Below are 21814 nucleotides of genomic sequence, written 5' to 3'. Positions count from 1 at the left end.
CACAACTCATGTCTCCATACATTCTTCGCATCCGCAGCGACGACAAGCTGCCCGAGCGAGCCGACGCCGTGGTGATCGGCGGCGGCATCGTTGGCGTTTCCACAGCCTATTTCCTGGCGAAGCGCGGCCTGTCGGTCGCGGTTCTCGAAAAGGGCTACATCGGAGGGGAGCAATCGAGCCGCAACTGGGGCTGGTGCCGCCAGCAGAACCGCGACGTGCGCGAGCTACCTCTCTCGGCCCTGGCGCTTCGCCTCTGGGAAGAGATGAAGCGCGAAATCGGGCGCGACCTCGGTTTCCGCCGCTGCGGCCTGTACTACGCAACCGACGATCCGAAGCAACTCGCCACCTGGGACGACTGGGGCACGCAGCATGGCCGGCCCTTCGGAGTTCGTACCCGCATGCTCGGTGCGGCTGAAGCGACGGGCGTCATGAAAGGCAGCGACAGCCGCCGGTGGCTGGGCGGCGTGCACTCGATGGACGATGGCACGGCGGACCCCTCACTCGCCACCCCCGTGATCGCGCAAGGGGCACAGGCCTTGGGCGCCACGATCCATCAGGACTGCGCAGCCCGTGGCCTGGACGTCACCAACGGCGCGGTCAGCGGCGTGATCACCGAACGAGGCATGATCCGAACGGGCGCTGTCGTGTGCTCCGGCGGTGCCTGGGCCTCCGCGTTCTGCCGCCGGCACGGCATCTCCTTTCCGCAGGCGAGCGTGCGCGCGTCCGTCTTGCGGACCGATCCCATCGAAGGCTTGCCGCCAGCGCTGTCCACACCGGAATGCACGCTGACGCGCCGCCTCGATGGTGGCTACATCGTGGCGATCAGCGGCAGGGGGACACTCGAATTCACTCCCCAGGCACTGCGATACGCACGCGAATTCATGCCGATGTTCATGAAACGGATCAGGGCGGTGGAGTTCGGCATCGGGCGTTCATTCTTTCGCGGGCCTGGAGCGCTCGGCAGCTGGGACTTCGACAAGGAGTCGCCGTTCGAGCAGATCCGCGTTCTCGATCCGGCGCCCGACCAAGGCGCGGTCCGCCATCTGCTCGGCTGCCTCAAGCGGCTTTATCCCGCGTTGAAGGACGTGGCGGTGTCGGACGCGTGGGGGGCGTACATCGATAGCACGCCCGACGCCGTACCGGTCATTTCGCCCGTTGACCGGATCAAGGGCTTCGTGCTTGCCGCCGGATTCAGTGGCCATGGTTTCGGCACCGGTCCCGGTGCGGGGCAGCTTGCCGCCAGCCTGGTCACCGGCGAGCCCCCCCCCGTCGATCCCACGCCCTTCCGCTTCTCGCGCTTGGGCGATGGCTCGAAGGTCACCGTCGGTGCCATCTGACGGCTTCCCGGCTGCCGCCTGATCCCTTTCAGTTCTTCTCCATTCACAAGAAACCATTTCCCATGAGCAATCTCACCTTCTTCAAGTTCGACGACCTGGGCCCCTCGCGCGACAGGGCACCGCTGCCCGAACGCCTCATGGAAGGCAACCCGCAATTCAGGAGTTGGGAAGTCGAACGATCTTCCGACGACAAGGTGCTCACCGGCATTTGGGAGACGACACCGGGCACCTTCCGGTCCATCAAGGGCGGCACCTGGGAGTTCTGCTACATCCTCTCGGGCGTCTCGGAAGTGACCGAGGACGGAAAGCCACCGGTGCGGATCCAGGCTGGCGACTCGTTCGTGATGAAGCCCGACTTCACCGGCGTGTGGCGCTGCATCGAGACCACCCGCAAGATCTGGGTCGTGTACGAGTAAGCCGCATGTCTTTCTTGTACAAGGCCGACCCCGTACGCGGGGCGGAATGGGCACGCCTGTTCGCCGCCAAGGCGCCCGACCTTCCGTTTCATATCTGGCCCGACACCGGAAAGGCGGACCGCGTGCGCTACCTTGCCGCGTGGGTGCCGCCCCGGGACATGGCGAGGCAGTTCCCCAACCTGGAGCTCTTCTTCTCCACGGGTGCGGGGATCGACCAGTTCGACCTTGCCGCGCTGCCGCCGGAATTGCCGGTGCTGCGCATGGCGGAGCTCGGCGTCGTCTCGGGCATGGTGGAGTACGCCACGATGGCTGTGCTCGCGCTTCACCGGGACCTGCCAACCTATATCCGGCAACAGCGCGAGGGCCTTTGGGCTGCGCACCGCGTCTATCCCGCATCGAAGCGGCGCGTAGGTGTCCTCGGCCTGGGTGTGCTCGGATGCGCCGTGCTGGACCAGCTGCGCACACTCGGCTTCCAACTCGCCGGCTGGAGCAGGACGCGCCGCGAGGTTGACGGCGTGGCGTGCTACGCGGGCCAGGAGGAACTGCCTGCGATGCTCGCCAGCACCGACATCCTGATGTGCCTGCTGCCGCTTACCCAGGAAACGCGCGGCATTCTCGACGGGGCGCTGTTTCAGCATCTTCCGCGCGGCGCATCGTTGGTGCACGTCGGCCGCGGGGCGCACCTCGACCACCAGGCGCTGCTCGATGCGCTGGAGACGGGCTGGCTGTCAGGCGCGGTCGTCGACGTCACCGATCCAGAGCCGCTGCCTGCGGGCCACCCCTTCTGGGCGCACCCGAAGATCCTGCTCACGCCGCACATCGCCAGCATGACGCAGCCGGAGACGGCCGTGGAACAGGTGCTGGACAACATCCGCCGGCACGAGGCGGGCGAGTCGTTGATCGGGCTGGTCGATCGTTCTCGGGGGTATTGAAAACCATGAACAAAGACATCGAAGACTTGCTGCCGGCCCTGGTCGCATTGCGGCGCGACCTGCACGCACACCCCGAGCTGGCATTCGAGGAACGTCGCACTTCGAGCGTGGTCGCGGCTGCGCTGCGCGATTGCGGCCTCGAGGTTCACGAGGGAATCGGCGGGACCGGCGTGGTCGGCGTTTTGCGCAGGGGCAATTCGACACGCATGGTGGGCTTGCGTGCAGACATGGATGCACTTCCGATGCGGGAGGACGCCGAGCGTCCCCACGTCAGTCGCCACGCTGGCGTTCATCACGGCTGCGGCCACGACGGGCACACCGCCATGCTGCTGGGAGCAGCTCGGCAACTCGCGCGAGCCGGTGGCTTCGATGGAAGCATTGCATTTATCTTCCAGCCCGCCGAAGAGGGGCGGGGAGGCGCGCGCGAGATGGTGCGGGAAGGCTTGTTCGACCGCTTCCCGTGCGAATCCGTGTTCGCCCTGCACAACTGGCCCGACCTGCCCGCAGGCACGGTCGCCACAAGGCCGGGGCCGATCATGGCCGCGGCGGACCGCTTCGACATCGTCGTGCGCGGACGCGGCGGCCACGCAGCGCAACCCGATCTGACACCCGACGTGGTGCTTGCCGCGAGCCAGCTCGTCGCGCAGATGCATACCATCGTGTCGCGGCGAATTCCTCCGACGCAGAATGCGGTCTTGTCGGTGACGCGCATCAGCGGAGGCCAATCGCACAACGTTCTGCCTGCGGCCGTGGAGCTGACCGGCACCGTGCGCAGTTTCGACTCCGCCACGCAAGACGCGATCGAGCAGGCGATCCGCGACGTTGCGGCGGGTATCGCAAGCGGGAGCGGCACCACGATCGAGGTCGAGTACACGCGCTACTACCCCGCGACGGTCAACAGTCCTGCGCACGCGCAGCTCGCACTCGAGGCAGCGCGCAGCGTGGGCCTGGAAGTACAAGTGGCCTCCGCGCCGGCGTTCACGTCGGAAGACTTCGCTTTCATGCTCCAGCAGCGGCCTGGGGCTTATCTCTGGCTCGGCCAGCGAGGCGCAGACCATGCGGCCCCGCTGCACCACCCCTCGTATGACTTCAACGACGACGTTCTGGCTTGCGGCGTGCGTTGGTTCGCAGCCGTCGCACAAATGGCCTTGCGTTGAACGGAAACCACGTCAAGAAATGAAACCTGCGATGCTGTACTTGTCCACCCGCGGCCACCCCGACCGCAAGCACTTCTGCGAAATCCTGCTGGAAGGACTGGCGCCCGATGGCGGCCTGTACCTGCCGGAACAATACCCCCAGGTCACACCCGGGCAGCTATCCAGGTGGCGCGATCTGCCGTATGCGGAACTAGCCTTTGAAGTCCTCTCGCTCTACATCGACGACATACCGGCCGAGGACTTGCGCGCAATCTGCCTGAAAACGTATACCGAAGACATGTTCGGCACGAAGGCGATCGTGCCACTCAAGCCGCTGGAAGACGGCGTGTGGCTCGAAGCCCTGTCCAACGGCCCGACGCTGGCCTTCAAGGACATGGCCATGCAGTTGCTGGGCAACCTGCTCGAGTATGAATTGGCGCGCCGCGGCGAAGAGCTCAACATTCTGGGAGCCACCAGCGGTGACACCGGCAGCGCAGCCGAATACGCCATGAAGGGCAAGAAGGGCTTGCGTGTCTTCATGACCTCGCCGCAAGGCCGCATGAGCCCGTTCCAGCAGGCACAGATGTTCAGCCTGCAGGACGCGAACATCCACAACCTTGCCATCGAAGGCGTCTTCGACGATTGCCAGGACATCGTCAAGGCCGTATCCAACGACCTCGAGTTCAAGCGCAAGTACAGGATCGGCACGGTCAACTCCATCAACTGGGCGCGCCTTGTGGCTCAGGCGGTGTACTACTTCGCCGGCTATTTCCAGGCCACAAGTTCCAACACCGAAAAGGTGAGCTTCACCGTGCCGTCGGGCAACTTCGGCAACATCTGCGCCGGTCATGTGGCGCGCATGATGGGCCTGCCCATCGACAAGCTCGTGCTCGCGACGAACGAGAACGACGTGCTGGACGAGTTCTTCCGCACCGGCGTCTACCGCGTCCGCGGCACCGCCGACACCTTCGAAACCTCCAGTCCGTCGATGGACATTTCCAAGGCCAGCAACTTCGAGCGATTCATGTTCGACCTGCTAGGCCGCGACGCGGGCACGGTCAAGCGCCTGTTCGGCGAGGAACTCGCGAAGAACGGCCGCTTCGACCAGAGCGCCGATCCCGTGTTCGCGCTAGCCCGTGCGCGCTACGGGTTCCTCAGCGGCAAGAGCACACACGCCGACCGCCTGATGACCATCCGCGACACTCACCAGCGCTTTGGCGTGACGATAGACACCCACACCGCCGACGGCCTGAAGGTGGCGCGCCAATTCGTGCAGCCCGGTGTGCCGATGATCGTGCTGGAGACGGCACTGCCGATCAAGTTCGCCGCAACCATCTTCGAAGCCTTGGGCCGCGAGCCTGTGCGGCCCGTGCAATTCCACGGTATCGAAGACCTGCCCAAGCGCGTGACGGTGCTCCCGGCCGATGCGGTGCGGGTCAAGGCATTCGTCGCCGCGCACCTGTCCTGATCGCAGCATGGCTGTATTCACCGAAGTTCCCTGCGAGGAGGCTGCCGCCCTCCTCCGCCGCCTGGGCCTTGGCAACCTGCAGGCAATGGCCGCCTGCAATGGCGGTATCGAGAACACCAACTACTTTGTCGACACGGATCGCGGCCAGTACGTGCTGACGCTGTTCGAGCGCCTGGCATGGGAGCAACTGCCGTTTTACCTGCACTTGATGCAGCATCTGGCCAGTCGCGGCGTTCCGGTGCCTGGTCCGACGCCCGACGCGGAAGGGTGCATCCTGCACCGTCTCAAGGGCAAGCCCGCCGCAGTGGTGGGCAGGTTGCGCGGCAAGAGTGAACTGGCGCCCGATGCGCGGCAATGCGGCGCCGTGGGCGAAATGCTGGCGCGAATGCACCTGGCCGGCAGGGACTATGCCCGCCACCAGCCCAACCTGCACGGCCTTCCGTGGTGGAAAGAGACCGTGCCGGTCTTGCTGCCCTGCGTCGGCAACGACCAACACACGCTGTTGCTCGACGAGCTAGCCTTCCAGACGCGCATCGCCGCATCGCCCGACTATGCAGCCCTCCCGCGAGGGCCGGTTCATGCCGACCTGTTTCGCGACAACGTGATGTTCGAGGACGGCTGCTTGAGCGGATTCCTCGATTTCTACTTCGCAGGTTGCGACACCTTCCTGTTCGACATCGGAGTCTGTCTCAACGACTGGTGCGTGCATCTGGACTGCGGACGCGCCGACGTCGTCCGGCGTGCCGCATTTCTGGCAGCTTACGAGTCGGTGCGTCCGCTCGTTCCTGAGGAACGTCGCCTATTGCCGGCTCTTCAGCGCGCCGCGGCGCTGCGCTTCTGGGTATCGCGGCTGCGCGACTTCTACATGCCCCGCGAAGCCACCGCTCTGAAGGCTCATGACCCCACCCACTTCGAACGCGTTCTGCGCCAGCGGGTGAGCGATGCCGCCGGAGCGGACATTTTCCAGAAAGACTTTTGGGCCGCCCCCGGCTTCGACGAACAACCATGAGAACCACTGCAGCTTTCTACGCCTCGCTCCGAACCGAACTCGAGCAGATACAGGCCACCGGCCTGTTCAAGCTCGAACGCACGATTCAATCGCCGCAAGGAAGCCGGGTCACCACCGCCGATGGGCGGGAAGTGATTAATCTCTGCGCGAACAACTATCTGGGCTTGTCATCTCATCCCGGCGTCATCGAGGCCGCCCATGCCGCACTGGCTGCGCGCGGATTCGGGCTGAGTTCCGTCCGGTTCATCTGCGGCACGCAGGATTTCCACAAAACGCTCGAAGCGCGGCTCTCGCAGTTTGTCGGCACGGAGGACACCATCCTGTACGGATCGGCATTCGATGCCAATGGAGGTTTGTTCGAGACACTGCTCGGTCCCGACGATGCCGTTATCAGCGACGAACTCAATCACGCGTCCATCATCGATGGCATCCGGTTGTGCAAGGCCAAGCGCTACCGCTACCGGCACAACGATGTGATGGATCTGCGCGAGCAACTGAAATCGGCTGATGACGCGGGAGTCCGGTACAAGCTGGTGTTCACCGACGGGGTCTTCTCGATGGACGGGACCATCGCTCGCTTGGACGAAATCCGGAATGTCTGCGACGAATTCGGGGCATTGCTGGGTGTTGACGACTCACACGCCACCGGTTTTCTCGGCAAGCGAGGGCGCGGCACCCATGAATACCGGGGTGTCTTCGGCAAGGTCGACATCATCACGGGGACTCTTGGCAAGGCACTCGGCGGGGCATCCGGCGGATTCACGAGCGCCAGAGCGGACATCGTTCAGTTGCTGCGCCAGCGCTCGCGGCCCTATCTATTCTCGAACAGCCTCGCACCGATGATCGTCGGCGCGACTTTGAAAGTGCTCGACCTGCTCGAAGCCGACACGAATCTGCGTGACAGCCTGGAGGACAACACGCGGCACTTCCGCGCCGGGCTCGCGGCACGCGGTTTCGAGCTGAAGCCAGGCGACCACCCGATCATCCCGGTGATGCTCCATGACGCGGAGCTTTCCCAACGACTAGCCCATCGGCTGCTGGAGTTGGGGGTCTATGTGATTGGATTCTTCTACCCGGTCGTCCCAAAGGGCCAAGCTCGCATCAGAGTCCAGATCAGTGCGCAGCACACACGCGCGCAACTGGACGCTGCATTGAGCGCCTTCTCGCAGGCAGGCAAAGAGCTGGGGGTGCTCGCATGAGCGGATCGCCTCGCATTCTGGTCATCGGCGCCAACGGGCAGTTGGGCACCGAACTCTCGGTTGCTCTGGCAGGCCGCTACGGCGCGGACAACGTGGTGGGCAGCGACCGTCTGGAGGTGGGCCGACATATCGATCTCCGCTATGAGATGCTGGATGCCACGGACGCAGGCCAGCTCACACAGGTGGTCGAGAAGCATCGCATTACCCAGATCTATCATCTCGCGGCGGCCTTGTCGGCGACGGGCGAGACTGCACCTGCGTGGGCGTGGAAACTCAACATGGGCAGCCTGTTGAACGTTCTGGAGGTCGCACGGCAACACAAGCTGGACAAGATATTCTGGCCGAGCTCCATCGCAGCCTTTGGTCCGACGACACCCGCCGATGCCACGCCTCAACAGACGGTCATGGAGCCCAGCACCGTCTACGGCATCTCGAAGCTGGCCGGCGAGGGCTGGTGCCGCTGGTACTTCGAGAAGCATGGCGTGGATGTTCGCGGCTTGCGATATCCGGGCCTCATTTCTTATAGGGCGAGCCCTGGCGGTGGAACGACCGACTACGCGATCGACATCTTTCACGCGGCCCTCAAAGGGGAGCGCTATACCTGCTTCCTCGCCGAGGATGAACCTTTGCCCATGCTCTACATGGACGATGCGGTGCGCGGGACACTGGAGCTGATGGAAGCCCCAAATTCGGCCATCACCGAACGCGGTAGCTACAACCTCGCCGGTGTGAGCTTCACGCCCCGCGAGATCGCGCAGGAGATACGCAAGCAGCTGCCGCACTTCGCGATCGCGTATGAGCCCGATTTCCGTCAGGCGATCGCCAGCGGATGGCCCGATTCGATCGATGACAGCTGCGCGCGGCGTGACTGGGGCTGGGCTCCGAGATACGACCTTGCGGCGATTGTGCGCGACATGCTGAAGAACCTTTCTCCCAAAGCGAAGCCACGCGTGGCGAAGGCAGAGGCTGCAACATGAGGAGTATCGAAGTGCCCCCAACCTTCCGCAACACTGTGATCGCCGGAGACAGTCGAGCTCGAAGACGCATCGCGCCGCGGCCGCCTGCACTCGGGCACGGTGGAAGGCCAATCGACCACGTCTCGTCCGAGCATGTGGTCGCAATCTAACAAAGCCCATATGACAAACACCATGACACTGACTCTCGAACGCCAGGACTTAATGCCCGGCTCCCATCTCATCGGCGCCGAATGGCGCGAGGCCAGCGACGCACGTCGCCTCGACGTGACGGACCCTGCCACCGGCGCCATCTTCGCGAGCGTTCCCAATGGCACCGCCGCCGACGCACACGCAGCCGTCGATGCCGCCCACGCCGCCTTCCCGGCCTGGCGCGCCATGCCGGCCAAACAGCGCGCCCAGATCATCAAGCGCTGGAACTTCCTGGTGATGGCGCACCAGGAGGATCTCGGCCGGCTAATCTCGCGCGAACAAGGCAAGCCGCTGGCCGAGGGCCGGGGCGAGGTGGCCTATGCGGCAAGCTACATCGAGTGGTTTGCCGAGGAGGCCACGCGCGCCAATGGCGACATCATTCCCGCTCCTGTGCCGGGCCGGCGCATGTTCGCGCTGAAGCAACCGGTGGGCGTGGTCGCAACCATCACGCCGTGGAACTTCCCGGCTGCGATGATCGCGCGCAAGATCGCGCCGGCCCTTGCCGCCGGCTGCACGGTGGTGTGCAAGCCGGCCGAGGACACGCCGCTCACCTCCCTCGCCCTGGTCAAGCTGGCCCAGGAGGCCGGAGTGCCGGCGGGCGTGATCAACATCGTCACCGCCTCGCGCGAACGCACGCCCGAGGTGGTGGACGTGTGGCTGGACGATGCGCGCGTGCGCAAGATCAGCTTCACGGGTTCGACGCCGGTGGGCCAGCACCTGGCGCGCCGGTCGGCCGACACACTGAAGAAGCTGTCTCTCGAACTCGGCGGCAATGCGCCTTTCATCGTCTTTGAAGACGCCGACATCGACGCTGCCGTCGAAGGCCTGATGGCCGCCAAGTTCCGCAACGGCGGCCAGACCTGCGTCTCCCCGAACCGCGTGTTCGTGCATGAGCACCTGCATGACGCCTTCGCCGACAAGCTGGCCGGCCGCGTGAGCGCACTCAAGGTGGGCCCGGCGAGCGACACAGCCTCGCAGATCGGTCCGATGATCAATGTGCGTGCCGTCGAGAAAATCGACCGCCATGTCCAGGACGCGGTCGCCAGGGGCGCCAAAGTGCTCACCGGTGGGAAGCGTCTTGTCGATCTGGGCCCGAACTATTTCGCGCCCACGGTGATGGTGAACGCCGATGCCACCATGGCGTGCAGCTGCGAAGAGACTTTCGGGCCCGTGGTGCCGATCACGCGCTTCGACAGCGAGTCCGAGGTGATCGCCGCGGCCAACGACACCCCCTTCGGGCTCGCCGCGTACTTCTACTCGCAGGACGTGCGCCGCATCTGGCGCGTGGCCGAGGCGCTGGAGTCAGGCATCGTCGGCATCAACGAAGGTGCATTGGCTGCCGAGGCCGCGCCCTTCGGGGGCGTCAAGGCCTCGGGCTACGGCCGCGAGGGCTCGGTGCACGGCCTCGATGATTATCTGCACATCAGGTACATCTGCCAGGGGCAGCTATAGCAGCCTCGGTCGCGAGCCTGGAATGTCTCCACGAAGTGATCGCAGCTCGCGCGATGTACTTGTCGATCGCATTCATCGGCCTTCTGTACGCAGGGTCCATCCTCTTGATGTTGAAGCACTTCGGAATCTCGCAGGCCGAAAAGACCTTCGAGTAAGAGGTTTAATCGTTTGAAGTATGACGCGAAGCGGACGTCCATGAAGGCGCCCAGACCAATCTAAACGCCTTGAGTCTGAATACTTTCCAACGTTGCTCGCGCGACTGGCAGTTGGATGCTTGGCACGAGGCGATTGGCAGCGTCTTCGATTCCGCGGCAAACGAGCCGAAGTCAGAGCAGCTCGAGACCCGTGGTCGCCGCGAGGCGCTTCCACCGCGCTATCTCGTCGATCTGGTATTTGCGCATCTCCGTGGCGCCCGTCATCAACAAGGTGGTGGATTGGCGCGAGTAGTAGTCCTTGATCTCGGCGCTCGCTCCGGCCTGTTCAAACAGCGCGGCCAACCGTTTCACCGCGCCTGGCGGCGTCTTCGTCGGTACGGCAGCCGCCACCCAGTTGTAGGCCAGGTAGCCCGGCATTCCAGCTTCCGCCGACGTCGGAACATCGGGAAGAAGCGGCGTACGTTCTGGCGCCGTGTACGCCAACGCATGCAGGCGCCCGCCCTTGAGCAACTCGACCGCGCCGCTTGCGTCGACGACAGAAAAATCGACCGTGCCCGCCATCGTCACATTGATCGCCTCGCCCGCGCCCTTGGTGTTGATCGCGGTTGTCTTGATCTTCGCCAGTTCGTTCAACCATTCGGTGTATAGCGTGTACGAAACAGAGCCGCTCGCATAGTTGAGCGCACCAGGCCGCTTCCTCGCCGCGACGATGAGATCGTTCAACGTCCTGTACGGCGAATTCGAAGGTACGACGATCAGGCACGGGCCGCGAGACAGCAAGGTAATTGGCGCAAAGTCGGCGATCGGGTCGTACGGCAGCTTCTTGAAAGTCGCGGCGTTGGTCGACAAGGTCGAGTTGCTTCCGAGGAACACCGTGTAGCCATCCGCGGGAGCGTTCATCACGGCCTGAACGCCAATGAAGCCATTGCCGCCCGGCTTGTTCTCGACGGTGACCGGCTGGCCGGCCAGCTCGCCGATTTTCCTGGCGAACATGCGCGCCGTCGTGTCCGTGCCGCTGCCAGGCGGGAATGGAACGACGAACTTGATGGAGCGCGAGGGATACGCGTCGCCCTGCGCGTTGCCCACAGCGGGAAGTCCGAGACCCAGCGAGCCAATGCCCGAGAGGGCAAGTACCGAGATCTGTCGGCGATTCAGTCTGCGATCGATCATGTTTTGTCTCCTGAAGCAGATATACGGGAATCAGCGTTTCAACCCAAGCAACTCGCGCGCTATGACCCAGCGATGAACCTCGCTCGGGCCTTCGTAGATGCGCATCAGCCGGGTCTCGTTGGCCATTTGCTGCAGCGGCATCTCCTTGGTCATGCCCATCGCGCCGAAGGACTGCATGACCCGGTCGATCACCTCCCACGCCATCTCGGTTGCATAGACCTTGATCATCGAGACCTGCGTGCGAGCCTCATCGCCGCGATCGATGCGAGCCGCAGCCTCGTACGTCATGAGGCGACATGCATGGATTCGGGTAGCCGCATCCGCAATCCACCATTGAATGGTCTGACGCTCCGCAAGGGACGACCCGAATGTCTTGCGTTGCGGGGCATACTCGCAAAGCATGTCCAGCGCGCGCCGCGCCCTGCCAATGCACCATGCGGCCATCTGTACGCGGCGACTCGATAGACGGGCTTGCATGGGGCCGAAGCCGGCCCCCTCCTCGCCCAGCAGCTGCGTCGATGGAATGCGACAGTCTTCCAGCAGCACCTCGTACGTCGAAGCACCGCCAATCATCGGAATGCGTCGCTCGACCTTGAAGCCTGGCGTGTCCCGGTCGACGATGAATGCGGAGATGCCGCCGCGCGTACCCCTGGACTTGTCCGTGACCGCCATCACGATGGTCCAGTCCGCGCGGGCCGCACGGCTGATCCAGATCTTGCGGCCGTTGAGCACCCACTGGTCACCGTCACGCAGGGCCCGAGTGCTGATGGCCGATGGATCGGCTCCGGCGCCAGGCTCCGAAATGGCGATCGCCGAAACCGTCTCCCCGCGAGCATAGGGCGCGAGGTACTTGGCACGCTGCGCCTCGGATGCCGTGTTGAGGAGCATGCGCAGGTTGGGAGAATCCGGAGGGAGTTCGAAGGGCGTGATGGTCTTCCCGAGCTCCTCGTTGACGCCGACCATCGCTGTCACCGGCAAATCGAAACCGTCCATCTCCGCCGGTGCATCGAGGCCCCAAAGGCCGAGCTCGCGAGACAATGCACTCAGCCGTTCATGCTCCTGCGGCAGCAAGCTGCACTCGCCGGTTGCGGCCTCGCGTGCAAGCACGGCGGGTTCCAGTGGAATCAACTCGTCGCGCACGAAGCGGGCGACCAGATCCTTGAGCATCCTGTGCTCATCGTTCAGTTCGAAGTCCATTCGCTGCTGTATCTTTCCCTGGATCAGTTGGACGAAATGGCGTCGGCGCGGATCGCTAGGTCTGGCGCCTTGTAGCCGGCCTCTTTCAGCACCTCATCCGTATGCTGGCCAAGGGTTGGCGCCGGGCGCCGAATCGATGCCGGCGTACCCTGAAAGAGGGTGGTTGGACGAAGCTCGTTGATCGGGCCTTCAGTCGGATGCTCTCTCTGTTCGAACAGCCCCGACGCCATCAATTGCGGATGCCGGGGAAGTTCGTCCAGGGAATAGATCCTTGTTGCCGGAATGTCGAGCTGCTCGCACAACGCCAGCCACTCATCGGTGCTTCGCGAGGGCATGATCTCGCCGAGATGGCGGTAGAGCGACTTGATGTTCTTGTTGAGCTGATGCCGATCCGAGAGGTCGTACCGGCGGCATATCTCCTCGTGGCCGGCAGCGCTGAAGAACGCCTGCCAGTGCTTCGGTGTGTAAGGCAGGAAACCGATCCAGCCGTCGCTGGTTCGGGCAGCCTGCCGACCGCCATTCATCAGGCGGGCGTAGCCGGCTTGCACGGTCGATCCCGGAAAAGTCAGCCCGCCCATGTGCTCGGCCAGCGTGAATGCGGCCATGGTTTCGAGCATTGGCACCTCGACATACTGTCCGTCACCATTGCGCTCCCGGTGCACGAGAGCGGCCATGACGGCATTCGAAACCACAAGACCTGTTGTCTTGTCTGCGATCAGGCTTGGCACATAACCCGGGGCATCGCGACCGACGGATGCAATACTTGCCAGTCCGCACGCGGCCTGGATGATGTCGTCGAAGGCGGGTTTGTCCCGATCTGGCCCACTCTGCTGAAAGCCCGTCGCAGCGACGTAAACGATGCGTGGATTGATCGCCTTGACCGCTTCATAGCCAAAGCCCAAGCGATCGATCGCCGCAACGCGCATGTTGTGCACCAGGACATCGGCGGTCTTGAGCAAGTAGCGCAGCGCGGCTGCACCTTCCTCCGCCTTCAAGTCCAGCACGACGGACCGCTTGTTGCGATTGAGGGCGAGGAAGATTGAACTCATTCCCGGATGAAGCGATACGCCGTTGGCCCGCATCAGGTCGCCCTCTGGACCTTCGATCTTGATCACATCGGCGCCAAAGTCTGCGAGCACCTGCGTCGCGAGCGGCCCCAGCACCACCGAAGTAAGGTCAAGTACACGAATGCCGTCAAGCGGGCCTGCAGCTGTTGGTTCGCCAGTGTTGGCGTTGTTCATCGAAGTCATCAAGTTAAGTTGAGGTGCAGTTGCATGATTCAGCGGCGGTGAAAGGCGGGGAGACGCCGCTGCGCCATGGCTGCCACGCCTTCCTTGAAGTCTTCGGTTCGAAACTGTCCGAGTTGGATCGACAGCTCGTTCTGATTGGCCAGTGCAACGCGCTTCTGAAGATCTGCTCGAAGCGCTGCGCGTGTACTCTCCACGGCCAATGGCGCCGAAGCCGCGATTTCTTGCGCCAGCGCGATGGCTCGTGTGCGAATCTCCGCATCGTCGGCGGCCACCTCATCGGCCAATCCGATGCTGGCCGCTTCTTCGCCGCCAATCCGACGGCCGGTGTAGAAAAGCAGGGACGCCTTCTGCTCGCCGATGAGACGCGGAAGTGTCAGCGTGAGTCCAAACCCGGGATGGAAGCCCAGCTTGTTGAAATTTGCGCTGAATCGCGTGCCAGGACCGGCCACGCGAAAGTCTGCAACCAGAGTCAGCCCAAGCCCCGCGCCCACGGCCGCGCCATTGACCGCGGCCACGATCGGCTTGGACGTTCCGAAGAGCCGCATTGCGTGAACATAGAACGCGGACGGGTCGACGGACTCTTCGGACCGCGCCGCGCCGCTGAAATCCGCGCCGGCGCAGAAGTTCTTTCCGGCCGACATCAGCGCGATCGCTCGGCAAGCGTCGACCGTATCCAGGCGTTCGAGGGCGTCCGCAAGTCGCTGCATGAAATCGGCGTCGACGAAGTTGTGAGGCGGACGATCCATCTCGACGAGGGCAACGGCGCCATCGTGAACGATGCGAAGGTCTTGGATGGCGCTCATGGGTCCTGGTCTCCGTGTGTTCATAGGGCCTGCTTTCGGAAGGTGCGGCTCTTGGGCGGATTATTGGTAAACACCCGCCGCTGCGATACGGTACGATTTCGATAAGTGAAATTGTTAGAAGCATTGGCCAGCCCCACCAAAGCCCTTCCTGTCGAATCAACCAGAACCCAGACCAAGAGAAGTGGCACCTTCACGCGATCGACGTCGGGGAGCCAGTCTCTGGAGAGGGGCCTGCAGCTTCTTCGATCGTTTCGAGTCGGCGTTCCAGTGCTGGGCAATGCCGAGCTCGCCGAGCGCACTGGCCTGCCGCGGCCCACGGTAAGCAGGCTTACGCGGTCGTTGGTCGAGGCCGGCTTCCTTGCCTATGACCACGAAAGCCGTGGCTATCGGCTGACCGTTGCCGTCCTGAGCCTGGCCCAGGCGTTCCGATACAACCTCCCAGGCATTGACATCGCGTTGCCGTTGATGAAAAAGGTGGCGGAGGGCGAAAAGATCAACGTCGGCCTGGCCGTCGCGGATCAATTGGAAATGGTGTATCTGGAGTCGGTGCGAGAAAGCCGCCGTGGCGTATTTCGTCGGGCGGAGCAAGGCTCACGTTTCCCGATGGAGCTGACGGCCGGCGGCCGCGCCTATCTGGCCGGCTTGAGCGCCGCGCATCGTGACATCGTGATGAAGACGCTGGCCGCAAGGCACGAAAGCGATTGGGCAAAGATTCGCCGCGAGATCGATGAAGCAGGTCGGGAAATTGAGAGCGACGGCTACTGCATCGCAAGCTGGCAACCTGGCCTGACGGTGATCGCGGCGCCTTTGGTGGCGCCTGATCGCTCGCTGTACTCGGTGAGCATCGGCTTTCACTCGGCAGCCGGGCAGCAGCAGGAGCTGGTTCGACGTTACGCACCCATGCTGCGCCGGCTCGTAGATGACATTCAGGCTTCCTGGGCCTAGAACGTCGAACGTAGGTGCTTACGAAGCGAACCTCTCGGCTCTTCGAGCTTGCGCCCAAAGCCGATTTGAAACGCAGGCCGTCGCGGTGCGAAAGGCCGCTTCTCAATCACTCATCCCGCAATTCGCCAAAGCACATTCGTCGGCACGAAGGTCCGTTTATGGCCGATTGTGTTGCAAAACTCGCCTTGTATGAGCCAGCGCCACATGACGATGTTGCCGGGCGGAGGGTCGCCCTTGCGCGCGAGGCAGCCACCGAGTTTTCGAGGATCGGCGCGGCTGAGCATCGTCACCCAGATGCGCCAACTCAGGATGCAGTAGATCGCGATCAGATTGGTCAGGCGGTCGGCTGTTCGCAGTCGCGAGTCCTCGGCGCGGCAGCCCGAGGGTCAATTTTCGACGGTAAACGAGGTGCCCCTTGGCACCTGATAACTGTGCTGTACGACAAGGCCTCGCTTCACAAACGCCCCCTGGGATTTTTTTTTGCGGCTTAGTTGGAGGAACTCGCTCGTCGGCTCGCGCGTTTACGGGAAAATGCCGCCCGGAACCGCACCGTGACGATCGACCATCGGGGTGGACCACGGGAGTTGTACCCCCAGAGCCACCCGCCCGGCAACATCGACGAGAACCCCTCAATGACGATCATCGTGTCTGCTGATAGACGCCGCGAAGGCATATCTGCCGTGGCGGCTCGCCTGGTGCCCTATCTGGGCATTGCCTTCACCGTTGTGCTGCTAGACCAAGCGTCGAAGTCGCTCGCCACGCGATTCCTAAGCGGGGGCGAAATCCTTCCCATCACGCCCTTTGCCGATCTCGTCCTGGCGCACAACCGGGGCGTTGCCTTCTCTTTCTTGGCCGACGCTTCGGGCTGGCAACGATGGCTGTTTACGGCGCTTGCCATCGCGGCGGCTGCATTCATCCTCAAACTGCTGGTGCAGCCCAGCGGAACGTTGCTGTTCAGAGCGGCCTTGGCACTTGTGCTCGGCGGCGCGCTGGGAAATGCGATCGACCGCTCGTGGCAGGGACATGTGGTCGACTTCATCCATCTTCATTGGCGCGACGTCTACGACTTCGCCATCTTCAACCTGGCCGATTGCGCCATCACTGCAGGCGCGGCGCTTCTGGTGTTGACTGAAATCAGGCGGTCGCGAGCTGCTTGAAGCAGAAGCAGATTCGAGCTTGCTGTGACGGAGCCGGATCCGCTGCCGCAACTGATCGGTCGCATGGGACTTGGCATTTTGGTGGTGAACGCGAAGGTCAGGTATTGGCCTTGCTTGTGGAAAATCAGCCACATCCGTCAAGGCAGATGTATTAGCCGGTATTTCTGTCGGTATTTCCACGGCCCAAGTGCGGGAAACCAAGTGTTCATGCACCTGCAGATGGAAGGTTCGATCCCCTCCGACGCACCGCAGTCCAGATCGCACGCGCGTCCGCGGCGTCGGTTTGCAAGCTTTCGTCTTGAGAAGAAGTCAATGCAGTTCGTCGCACTGAGAGCATGCCTTCAGCGCACCACGCATGGCTCCTTGTTATCGAAGGCCCATCCCGGCATCAGGTACTGCATGGTCTGCGCATCGTTGCGCGCGCCGAGGCCGTGCTTCAGGTACAACTGGTGCGCCTTCTCGACTTCATCCATGTCAAGCTCGACGCCCAGGCCGCCGCGCGTGGGCACCTTCACGAAGCCTTCCTCGATCTGCAGCGGCGCCTTGGTGAGACGCTGGCCGTCCTACCAGATCCAGTGCCTGTCGATGGCCGTCACCTTGCCCGGCGCGTCTTCTTCCTTCTGCTCGGGTGCTCGGCACCCGAAAACTGATCTGACTCATCGTTGGCGCTCCTTCACGATCTATCCGCAGGCGAAGAATCTCCAGCCTTCGTTCTTACCCCAAGCTATTCTGGGCACCCGAGCCGCACCTCTCTGAGCCGAAGGGTGGCTGCCGTCAGCGACAACTTACCGCCCCTCAGGCGATGGAAAGTAAGCTCCAAGGATCGAGGCCGTCTGGCCACAAACGCCCTGCTCCCACCGATTGATTGCCTTGTGTCCACCCTCCCACAAAGCTTGCTTCAACTTCACGTCAACGTCCGGGAACAGCTGGACGCCAGCCTCAATCATGACGCTGTGGTTCTGACGGACACGTCCATCCAAGTCGCACCAGAGTGAACGCTCGACCACCTGCGCGGCTTGATCAACGAGCCGTTGCTCGCCAACGGCAAGGCTGTTGTAAAGCTCGTCATTCATGACAACGAATGAAATGGGGGTTGCGTATTTGATGTCATAGAAGGATCCGAGGTACTGGCGGAGACGCTGACCTGCTGCACCGTCTCCCGACGAGAGCACGCCGTCCAACTGCCCGTCGCGCAGACGGCTGAGGGCTTCTACGATTGGCATTTGCACCGCTTGGCCGCCCGCGCTACGCACCACATCAGCCGACATATCGTCATACGTACTAATTCGCAAAGTCTCGAATTCCGTCTTTGAATAGATCGGCTCCCGTGTCCATAATCCAGTGGGAGGCCAAGGCGAAACGTACAGCAGATGGACTCCTAACTTCTCAAATATTTGCTCGTAGTGCGGTCGCGCCGCCGCCAGAAGTTGCATCGCAGACGCACGGGTGGAGGATTGAAACGGCATTGAGCCGATCTGGAAGAGTCGATCCACAGAAGTTAGCGCACCACAATAGAGATCGCCAATCTGAAAGTCGCCACGACGCACCGCGTCGAGTATTGCCGTTGCCTGCCGTGGCAGTTCGTAATGGCACTTAACCGTCGCCTTGGAACAGAAAAGCTCGCGAAGCTCTTTGGCGAATCGAGACAGGCCGATCCCAGGCAAGGTGCCTTCAGGATATGCGGAGGCGGCATTCAAGTGGATTGCGTTTTGCATGGCGTTCTCCCTCGCAGATCCGTGCTGAGGCGTCAGGCGGAGAGCACCTGCTCGATAACATGAGCGATGCTCAGCACCTGCCAATCGCACCGACGATCGCCCACGACCGACATACCTACAGGGGCTGTACCGCGTTCGTGACAGGGCAGCGACACTGCGCAGCCGTCCAAGACGTTCACGATAGTGGGGTTGCGCAGCATCAACAGATTGACACGCCCATACTCGTCATCATCTTCAAGTGCTTCCAACGGGGGCGCCACTGTGGGCACCGTTGGCATCAAAACTGCGTCGAAGGGTGCAATCTGCTCAGACCAGCGTTGAATCATTCGTTCACGTAGGCTCAGCAATGAAATGTAGTCGGAGGCGCTAATACTCTTTCCGCGCTGAATCCGGGCCGAGACACGTGGGTCGTACTCTCGCTCTTGGCTGGACAGGAGCTCACGGTGCCATTGGAAGGCTTCCGCGGCGACGAGTCCGCCGCCATGAAGAACATCCGGAAGGTCGATCAGCACCGGCAACGTCAGTTCGTGCAAGATTGCGCCGGCCGCCGCGAGTTTTTTCAAAGCGGTCTCGTATGCGCGCCCGACGGAATCGTCTAGCCCTTCCATGACGTAATTCCGAATGACGCCCAAACGAAGCGTGGAGCACTCGCGCCTGACGAGCGTTGCGGCGGACGCGCTGATAACCGAGTACACCCGCGCGCAGTCTGCCACGGTCGACGCGAGCGTCCCAACGGAATCGTAGCTGAACGAAAGGGGTAGCGCTCCGTCACGCGGGACAGTGGAAGCCGTCGGCTTCATTCCGACGATCCCGTTCAATGCCGCGGGGATGCGGCACGATCCTCCGGTGTCTGTGCCGATGGCAGCCCAGGCCATTCGTTCGGCGACGGACACAGCTGCACCGGACGATGACCCTCCGGGAATGCGGCGAGCCGGCCGATCCCATGCGCTCACAGGTGTTCCATAGTGGGGATTGATGCCCAATCCGCTGAATGCGAACTCTGTCATGTTGGTCTTGCCGATGATCGCGGCGCCGCATTGGCGCAGTCGGGCAATAACGGCTGCGTCGTGAGCCGCAGGCTTGGCATTCTTCAGCACGCGCGAACCAGCCAGCGTCTGCGCACCCTTCACATCGAACAGGTCCTTGACCGATATCGGTGCCCCTGCCAGAGGATGCTGGTCGATGCCCGCCTTTTCCAATGCGTCTGCGCTCGCGGCGGACGCGCGCGCTTGTTCACGGTACACCTGCGTGAACACAAGGGCTCCTTGACCCGTCGGATCGTCGATCCTCGACAGCATTGCTTCGACGGTTTCAAGCTTGGAGAGTGTTTCCATGACGTCCTCGGGAAAAGAGTACTAATTTGGCGTGCCAAGCAGCTATGTACTTGTCCGCCCCTGTTCAATCCGCACTGACCTACCTGGACCGATGAGTGAGACCTTTAAACGAATGGGACCATTCAGCGCCCACTACATTGCCAGGCCGATAGATGTGGACGGCATCTTGTCGCACTGGGCATCCGACGATCCAAGCATTTCGACGCTGCACTTTCGCAGCTACTCTGACTCGCTCTTCATCGCCCGTCGCAAACACTCGTCGAGGTAGGCCCTGTTGGCCTGCAAGCGCGACAGATGATCCGCCATCCCATGCCGGCCATCAGCCATTTGAACTCGACCAGATTTAAGAAGCGGTCGCTTCCTTCCCGGGCTTTGACGTGTGCAGTATTCATAACTCCAACAACTTTTTGGTGCTCAGTACCAGGACGGGTTCGCGCGATCGTCGCGAACGTTGTCAGCTGGGCTTGTGCGGGCCTGAAGAGGCCGCACTCACCAGCCGTGCAAGTACAGGTTTTCGAGTGGTGGCTTGGCTACCGCGTCAACGGCGCGCAGGTGCCTGTACCTGCCACCACAAAAGATCAGCGACGGCTCGGCTTGAGGGACCACGCGAAATGCATTGACTCGACAAATGAAGATCTCATGGTCCCCTCCATCGCATACGCTCCAGGGCTCGCATTCGAAATAGGCGTTCGCGCCCGGAACCATCGGCGCGCCGTTGGCAGCAAACGCAGGGTCGATGCCGATCCACTTATCGGTTCCCGCTTTTGCGAATCGGTTGGACAAATCCCGTTGCGACTCACCGAGAATGGCAATGCAATACGATTTCGCGGCCTTCCACTGGGCAATGCCGAGAGAACCACGGATCATGCTGAACAACACAAGCGGCGGGTCCAGCGACACCGAGTTGAACGAACTGATGGTGGCGCCCAAGCGGTTGCCGTCCACGGTCGCAGTCACGATGGCGACGCCGGTTGCGAACTGGCCCAACGCGTTGCGAAACTCTTTCTGGTCGATGGACATGGCGGACCTCCTGCTTATGGGTTCCAGAGCGACTTGAACTGCTCAGCAACCACGTCCGAATAGACGGGATGATCGTCGAGAATGCCCAGAGACCGGGCAAAGGTATTCATGCCGTCCACAGCTCGCGTTGAGATCGACGCATCGTAGTACGGCAGGTCCCGCTCAATTAGCGTGGCAATCAGCGACGCTTCCGTGGGAGGAAACAGCTTTTCGCCAACCTTAACTGCGATGTCGGGGTTCTCGATTAGTGCCTTCTGAGTGCTGACAAGGGCACTTACGGCGGCCGCTACCAGATCAGGAGACTTCTCAATGAATTTGTCCGAAGCAGCAATCGATGCGAAGGTATAGTCGAAGCAACCCGCAGGGCCGTCTCCCCGGCGCACGTCCAGGACGACGGTACCGGTGCCATTGCGGACCGCCACTTCAGTGCCCATGCCGTTAGCCCAGAAGCCGTCGATCTTCCCCTCTTCGAGCGCTTTCGCGGCTGCGACGCCAAAGTTCACGTTCCCCGCCTGAACGCCAGGCACAGGTGCAATTTGAACGCTGTCAGCCTCGATATCGATGCCACCGGCGGTCAATAGCTGCCGCAGGCCCATTTCCACCCAAGGGGCTGCGCCGATCTTGCGGCCCTTGACAACACTCAGATCGCCCTTTTGCTTGGCCAGATCCGACCGCATGACAAGGAACCAGTACATGCCCTGCGCCTGGGCGGCCAGCAGCTTCACGCCTTTCCACCGCGGGAAGGCGGCCAAGGCGGAATGCGCCGATCCCCCCACAAAATCGACTCGACCTTCTTTCAGCGCCGCGTAGGCCTTGTCAACGGGGAAGATCAATTCAAGCGAAACGTCCAGGCCCGCGGCTTTGAAGAAGCCGAGCTCTACAGCAGCTTCGACCGGGAAGTAGGAGTTCGAGATCAGGTCTGGGACGGCAATCTTCAAAGTCATGGGGCGCCT

General features: G+C 62.4%; 19 protein-coding genes and 1 pseudogene. 11 read left to right on the top strand and 9 right to left on the bottom strand.

Annotation, left to right across the window (positions count from 1 at the left end):
- The first annotated feature begins 8 nt into the window (after positions 1-8).
- The 9 genes from ASD05_RS25880 (at position 9) to ASD05_RS25840 (ending at position 10115) form a co-directional block, all read left to right on the top strand.
- Complete coding sequence (locus tag ASD05_RS25880) at positions 9-1337, top strand: NAD(P)/FAD-dependent oxidoreductase (protein ID WP_056598485.1); 1329 nt, start codon at positions 9-11, stop codon at positions 1335-1337.
- A gap of 62 nt (positions 1338-1399) precedes the next feature.
- A complete protein-coding gene (locus ASD05_RS25875; protein ID WP_056598481.1) occupies positions 1400-1753 on the top strand; it encodes a cupin domain-containing protein in 354 nt (117 codons plus the stop codon).
- A gap of 5 nt (positions 1754-1758) precedes the next feature.
- Positions 1759-2685: a 2-hydroxyacid dehydrogenase gene (locus tag ASD05_RS25870; protein ID WP_056598478.1), complete on the top strand. Its 927-nt coding sequence runs from the start codon at positions 1759-1761 to the stop codon at positions 2683-2685.
- 5 nt (positions 2686-2690) lie between these two features.
- Positions 2691-3842 carry a M20 aminoacylase family protein gene (locus ASD05_RS25865; protein ID WP_056598475.1) on the top strand — a complete coding sequence of 384 codons (1152 nt, stop codon included), beginning with the start codon at positions 2691-2693 and terminating at the stop codon, positions 3840-3842.
- 31 nt (positions 3843-3873) lie between these two features.
- Positions 3874-5289, top strand: coding sequence for a threonine synthase (gene thrC / locus ASD05_RS25860; RefSeq protein WP_056598814.1), 1416 nt, complete (start codon positions 3874-3876; stop codon positions 5287-5289).
- A gap of 7 nt (positions 5290-5296) precedes the next feature.
- A complete protein-coding gene (locus tag ASD05_RS25855; RefSeq protein ID WP_082572355.1) occupies positions 5297-6298 on the top strand; it encodes a homoserine kinase in 1002 nt (333 codons plus the stop codon).
- On the top strand, positions 6295-7497 hold the full coding sequence (gene kbl / locus ASD05_RS25850; protein ID WP_056598471.1) for a glycine C-acetyltransferase: 1203 nt from the start codon (positions 6295-6297) through the stop codon (positions 7495-7497). Before ASD05_RS25855 ends, kbl begins: the two co-directional genes overlap by 4 nt.
- The gene (locus tag ASD05_RS25845) at positions 7494-8474 is read left to right on the top strand and encodes an NAD-dependent epimerase/dehydratase family protein (RefSeq protein WP_056598468.1); all 981 of its coding nucleotides are present in this window, start codon (positions 7494-7496) and stop codon (positions 8472-8474) included. The genes kbl and ASD05_RS25845 overlap by 4 nt, the downstream gene beginning before the upstream one ends.
- A gap of 171 nt (positions 8475-8645) precedes the next feature.
- On the top strand, positions 8646-10115 hold the full coding sequence (locus tag ASD05_RS25840) for an NAD-dependent succinate-semialdehyde dehydrogenase (RefSeq protein ID WP_056598465.1): 1470 nt from the start codon (positions 8646-8648) through the stop codon (positions 10113-10115).
- 326 nt (positions 10116-10441) lie between these two features.
- Here ASD05_RS25840 and ASD05_RS25835 read toward each other — a convergent pair whose 3' ends face one another.
- The 4 genes from ASD05_RS25835 to ASD05_RS25820 are packed head-to-tail and all read right to left on the bottom strand — an operon-like array spanning position 10442 to position 14690.
- Positions 10442-11440: a Bug family tripartite tricarboxylate transporter substrate binding protein gene (locus ASD05_RS25835; RefSeq protein ID WP_056598460.1), complete on the bottom strand. Its 999-nt coding sequence runs from the start codon at positions 11438-11440 to the stop codon at positions 10442-10444.
- A gap of 30 nt (positions 11441-11470) precedes the next feature.
- A complete protein-coding gene (locus ASD05_RS25830; RefSeq protein ID WP_056598456.1) occupies positions 11471-12637 on the bottom strand; it encodes an acyl-CoA dehydrogenase family protein in 1167 nt (388 codons plus the stop codon).
- 23 nt (positions 12638-12660) lie between these two features.
- On the bottom strand, positions 12661-13878 hold the full coding sequence (locus ASD05_RS25825) for a CaiB/BaiF CoA transferase family protein (protein WP_056598812.1): 1218 nt from the start codon (positions 13876-13878) through the stop codon (positions 12661-12663).
- 38 nt (positions 13879-13916) lie between these two features.
- Positions 13917-14690 carry an enoyl-CoA hydratase/isomerase family protein gene (locus ASD05_RS25820; RefSeq protein WP_056598453.1) on the bottom strand — a complete coding sequence of 258 codons (774 nt, stop codon included), beginning with the start codon at positions 14688-14690 and terminating at the stop codon, positions 13917-13919.
- 105 nt (positions 14691-14795) lie between these two features.
- Here ASD05_RS25820 and ASD05_RS25815 point away from each other — a divergent pair, with 105 nt between their 5' ends.
- The gene (locus ASD05_RS25815) at positions 14796-15635 is read left to right on the top strand and encodes an IclR family transcriptional regulator (protein ID WP_268810557.1); all 840 of its coding nucleotides are present in this window, start codon (positions 14796-14798) and stop codon (positions 15633-15635) included.
- Positions 15636-16267: 632 nt separating this feature from the next.
- Positions 16268-16792, top strand: a complete 525-nt coding sequence (gene lspA / locus ASD05_RS25810; RefSeq protein WP_056598809.1) for a signal peptidase II — start codon at positions 16268-16270, stop codon at positions 16790-16792.
- Between the two features lie 341 nt (positions 16793-17133).
- Here lspA and gudD read toward each other — a convergent pair.
- The 5 genes and pseudogenes from gudD to ASD05_RS25790 all read right to left on the bottom strand — a co-directional run.
- A pseudogene (gudD, locus tag ASD05_RS29780) lies at positions 17134-17400 on the bottom strand (glucarate dehydratase); the annotation flags it as partial.
- 177 nt (positions 17401-17577) lie between these two features.
- Positions 17578-18507 (bottom strand): TRAP transporter substrate-binding protein DctP, encoded by a 930-nt coding sequence (gene dctP / locus ASD05_RS29775; protein WP_082572353.1) that lies wholly within the window; start codon positions 18505-18507, stop codon positions 17578-17580.
- A 32-nt stretch (positions 18508-18539) separates the two neighbouring features.
- Positions 18540-19841 (bottom strand): amidase, encoded by a 1302-nt coding sequence (locus ASD05_RS25800; protein ID WP_056598444.1) that lies wholly within the window; start codon positions 19839-19841, stop codon positions 18540-18542.
- 489 nt (positions 19842-20330) lie between these two features.
- On the bottom strand, positions 20331-20861 hold the full coding sequence (locus ASD05_RS25795; RefSeq protein ID WP_056598440.1) for a flavin reductase family protein: 531 nt from the start codon (positions 20859-20861) through the stop codon (positions 20331-20333).
- 14 nt (positions 20862-20875) lie between these two features.
- Complete coding sequence (locus tag ASD05_RS25790; protein WP_056598437.1) at positions 20876-21805, bottom strand: ABC transporter substrate-binding protein; 930 nt, start codon at positions 21803-21805, stop codon at positions 20876-20878.
- Between the last annotated feature and the right edge of the window lie 9 nt (positions 21806-21814).

Origin of the sequence: Variovorax sp. Root434, assembly GCF_001426595.1 — a bacterium.
In the GTDB taxonomy this organism is placed as follows: Bacteria; Pseudomonadota; Gammaproteobacteria; order Burkholderiales; family Burkholderiaceae_C; genus Variovorax.
The sequence above is the reverse complement of the archived record's forward strand: the minus strand, read 5'-3'. Positions and strand labels throughout refer to the sequence as shown.

What these genes read in the sequence shown, in the direction of transcription:
- ASD05_RS25820 (WP_056598453.1), bottom strand. Translation starts at nt 14,690, where the DNA reads ATGAGCGCCATCCAAGACCTTCGCATCGTTCACGATGGCGCCGTTGCC.
- kbl (WP_056598471.1), top strand. Translation starts at nt 6,295, where the DNA reads ATGAGAACCACTGCAGCTTTCTACGCCTCGCTCCGAACCGAACTCGAG.
- dctP (WP_082572353.1), bottom strand. Translation starts at nt 18,507, where the DNA reads ATGCAAAACGCAATCCACTTGAATGCCGCCTCCGCATATCCTGAAGGC.
- ASD05_RS25830 (WP_056598456.1), bottom strand. Translation starts at nt 12,637, where the DNA reads ATGGACTTCGAACTGAACGATGAGCACAGGATGCTCAAGGATCTGGTC.
- ASD05_RS25870 (WP_056598478.1), top strand. Translation starts at nt 1,759, where the DNA reads ATGTCTTTCTTGTACAAGGCCGACCCCGTACGCGGGGCGGAATGGGCA.
- ASD05_RS25825 (WP_056598812.1), bottom strand. Translation starts at nt 13,878, where the DNA reads ATGAACAACGCCAACACTGGCGAACCAACAGCTGCAGGCCCGCTTGAC.
- ASD05_RS25845 (WP_056598468.1), top strand. Translation starts at nt 7,494, where the DNA reads ATGAGCGGATCGCCTCGCATTCTGGTCATCGGCGCCAACGGGCAGTTG.
- thrC (WP_056598814.1), top strand. Translation starts at nt 3,874, where the DNA reads ATGCTGTACTTGTCCACCCGCGGCCACCCCGACCGCAAGCACTTCTGC.
- ASD05_RS25855 (WP_082572355.1), top strand. Translation starts at nt 5,297, where the DNA reads ATGGCTGTATTCACCGAAGTTCCCTGCGAGGAGGCTGCCGCCCTCCTC.
- ASD05_RS25880 (WP_056598485.1), top strand. Translation starts at nt 9, where the DNA reads ATGTCTCCATACATTCTTCGCATCCGCAGCGACGACAAGCTGCCCGAG.
- ASD05_RS25790 (WP_056598437.1), bottom strand. Translation starts at nt 21,805, where the DNA reads ATGACTTTGAAGATTGCCGTCCCAGACCTGATCTCGAACTCCTACTTC.
- lspA (WP_056598809.1), top strand. Translation starts at nt 16,268, where the DNA reads ATGACGATCATCGTGTCTGCTGATAGACGCCGCGAAGGCATATCTGCC.
- ASD05_RS25865 (WP_056598475.1), top strand. Translation starts at nt 2,691, where the DNA reads ATGAACAAAGACATCGAAGACTTGCTGCCGGCCCTGGTCGCATTGCGG.
- ASD05_RS25840 (WP_056598465.1), top strand. Translation starts at nt 8,646, where the DNA reads ATGACACTGACTCTCGAACGCCAGGACTTAATGCCCGGCTCCCATCTC.
- ASD05_RS25795 (WP_056598440.1), bottom strand. Translation starts at nt 20,861, where the DNA reads ATGTCCATCGACCAGAAAGAGTTTCGCAACGCGTTGGGCCAGTTCGCA.
- ASD05_RS25875 (WP_056598481.1), top strand. Translation starts at nt 1,400, where the DNA reads ATGAGCAATCTCACCTTCTTCAAGTTCGACGACCTGGGCCCCTCGCGC.
- ASD05_RS25800 (WP_056598444.1), bottom strand. Translation starts at nt 19,841, where the DNA reads ATGGAAACACTCTCCAAGCTTGAAACCGTCGAAGCAATGCTGTCGAGG.
- ASD05_RS25835 (WP_056598460.1), bottom strand. Translation starts at nt 11,440, where the DNA reads ATGATCGATCGCAGACTGAATCGCCGACAGATCTCGGTACTTGCCCTC.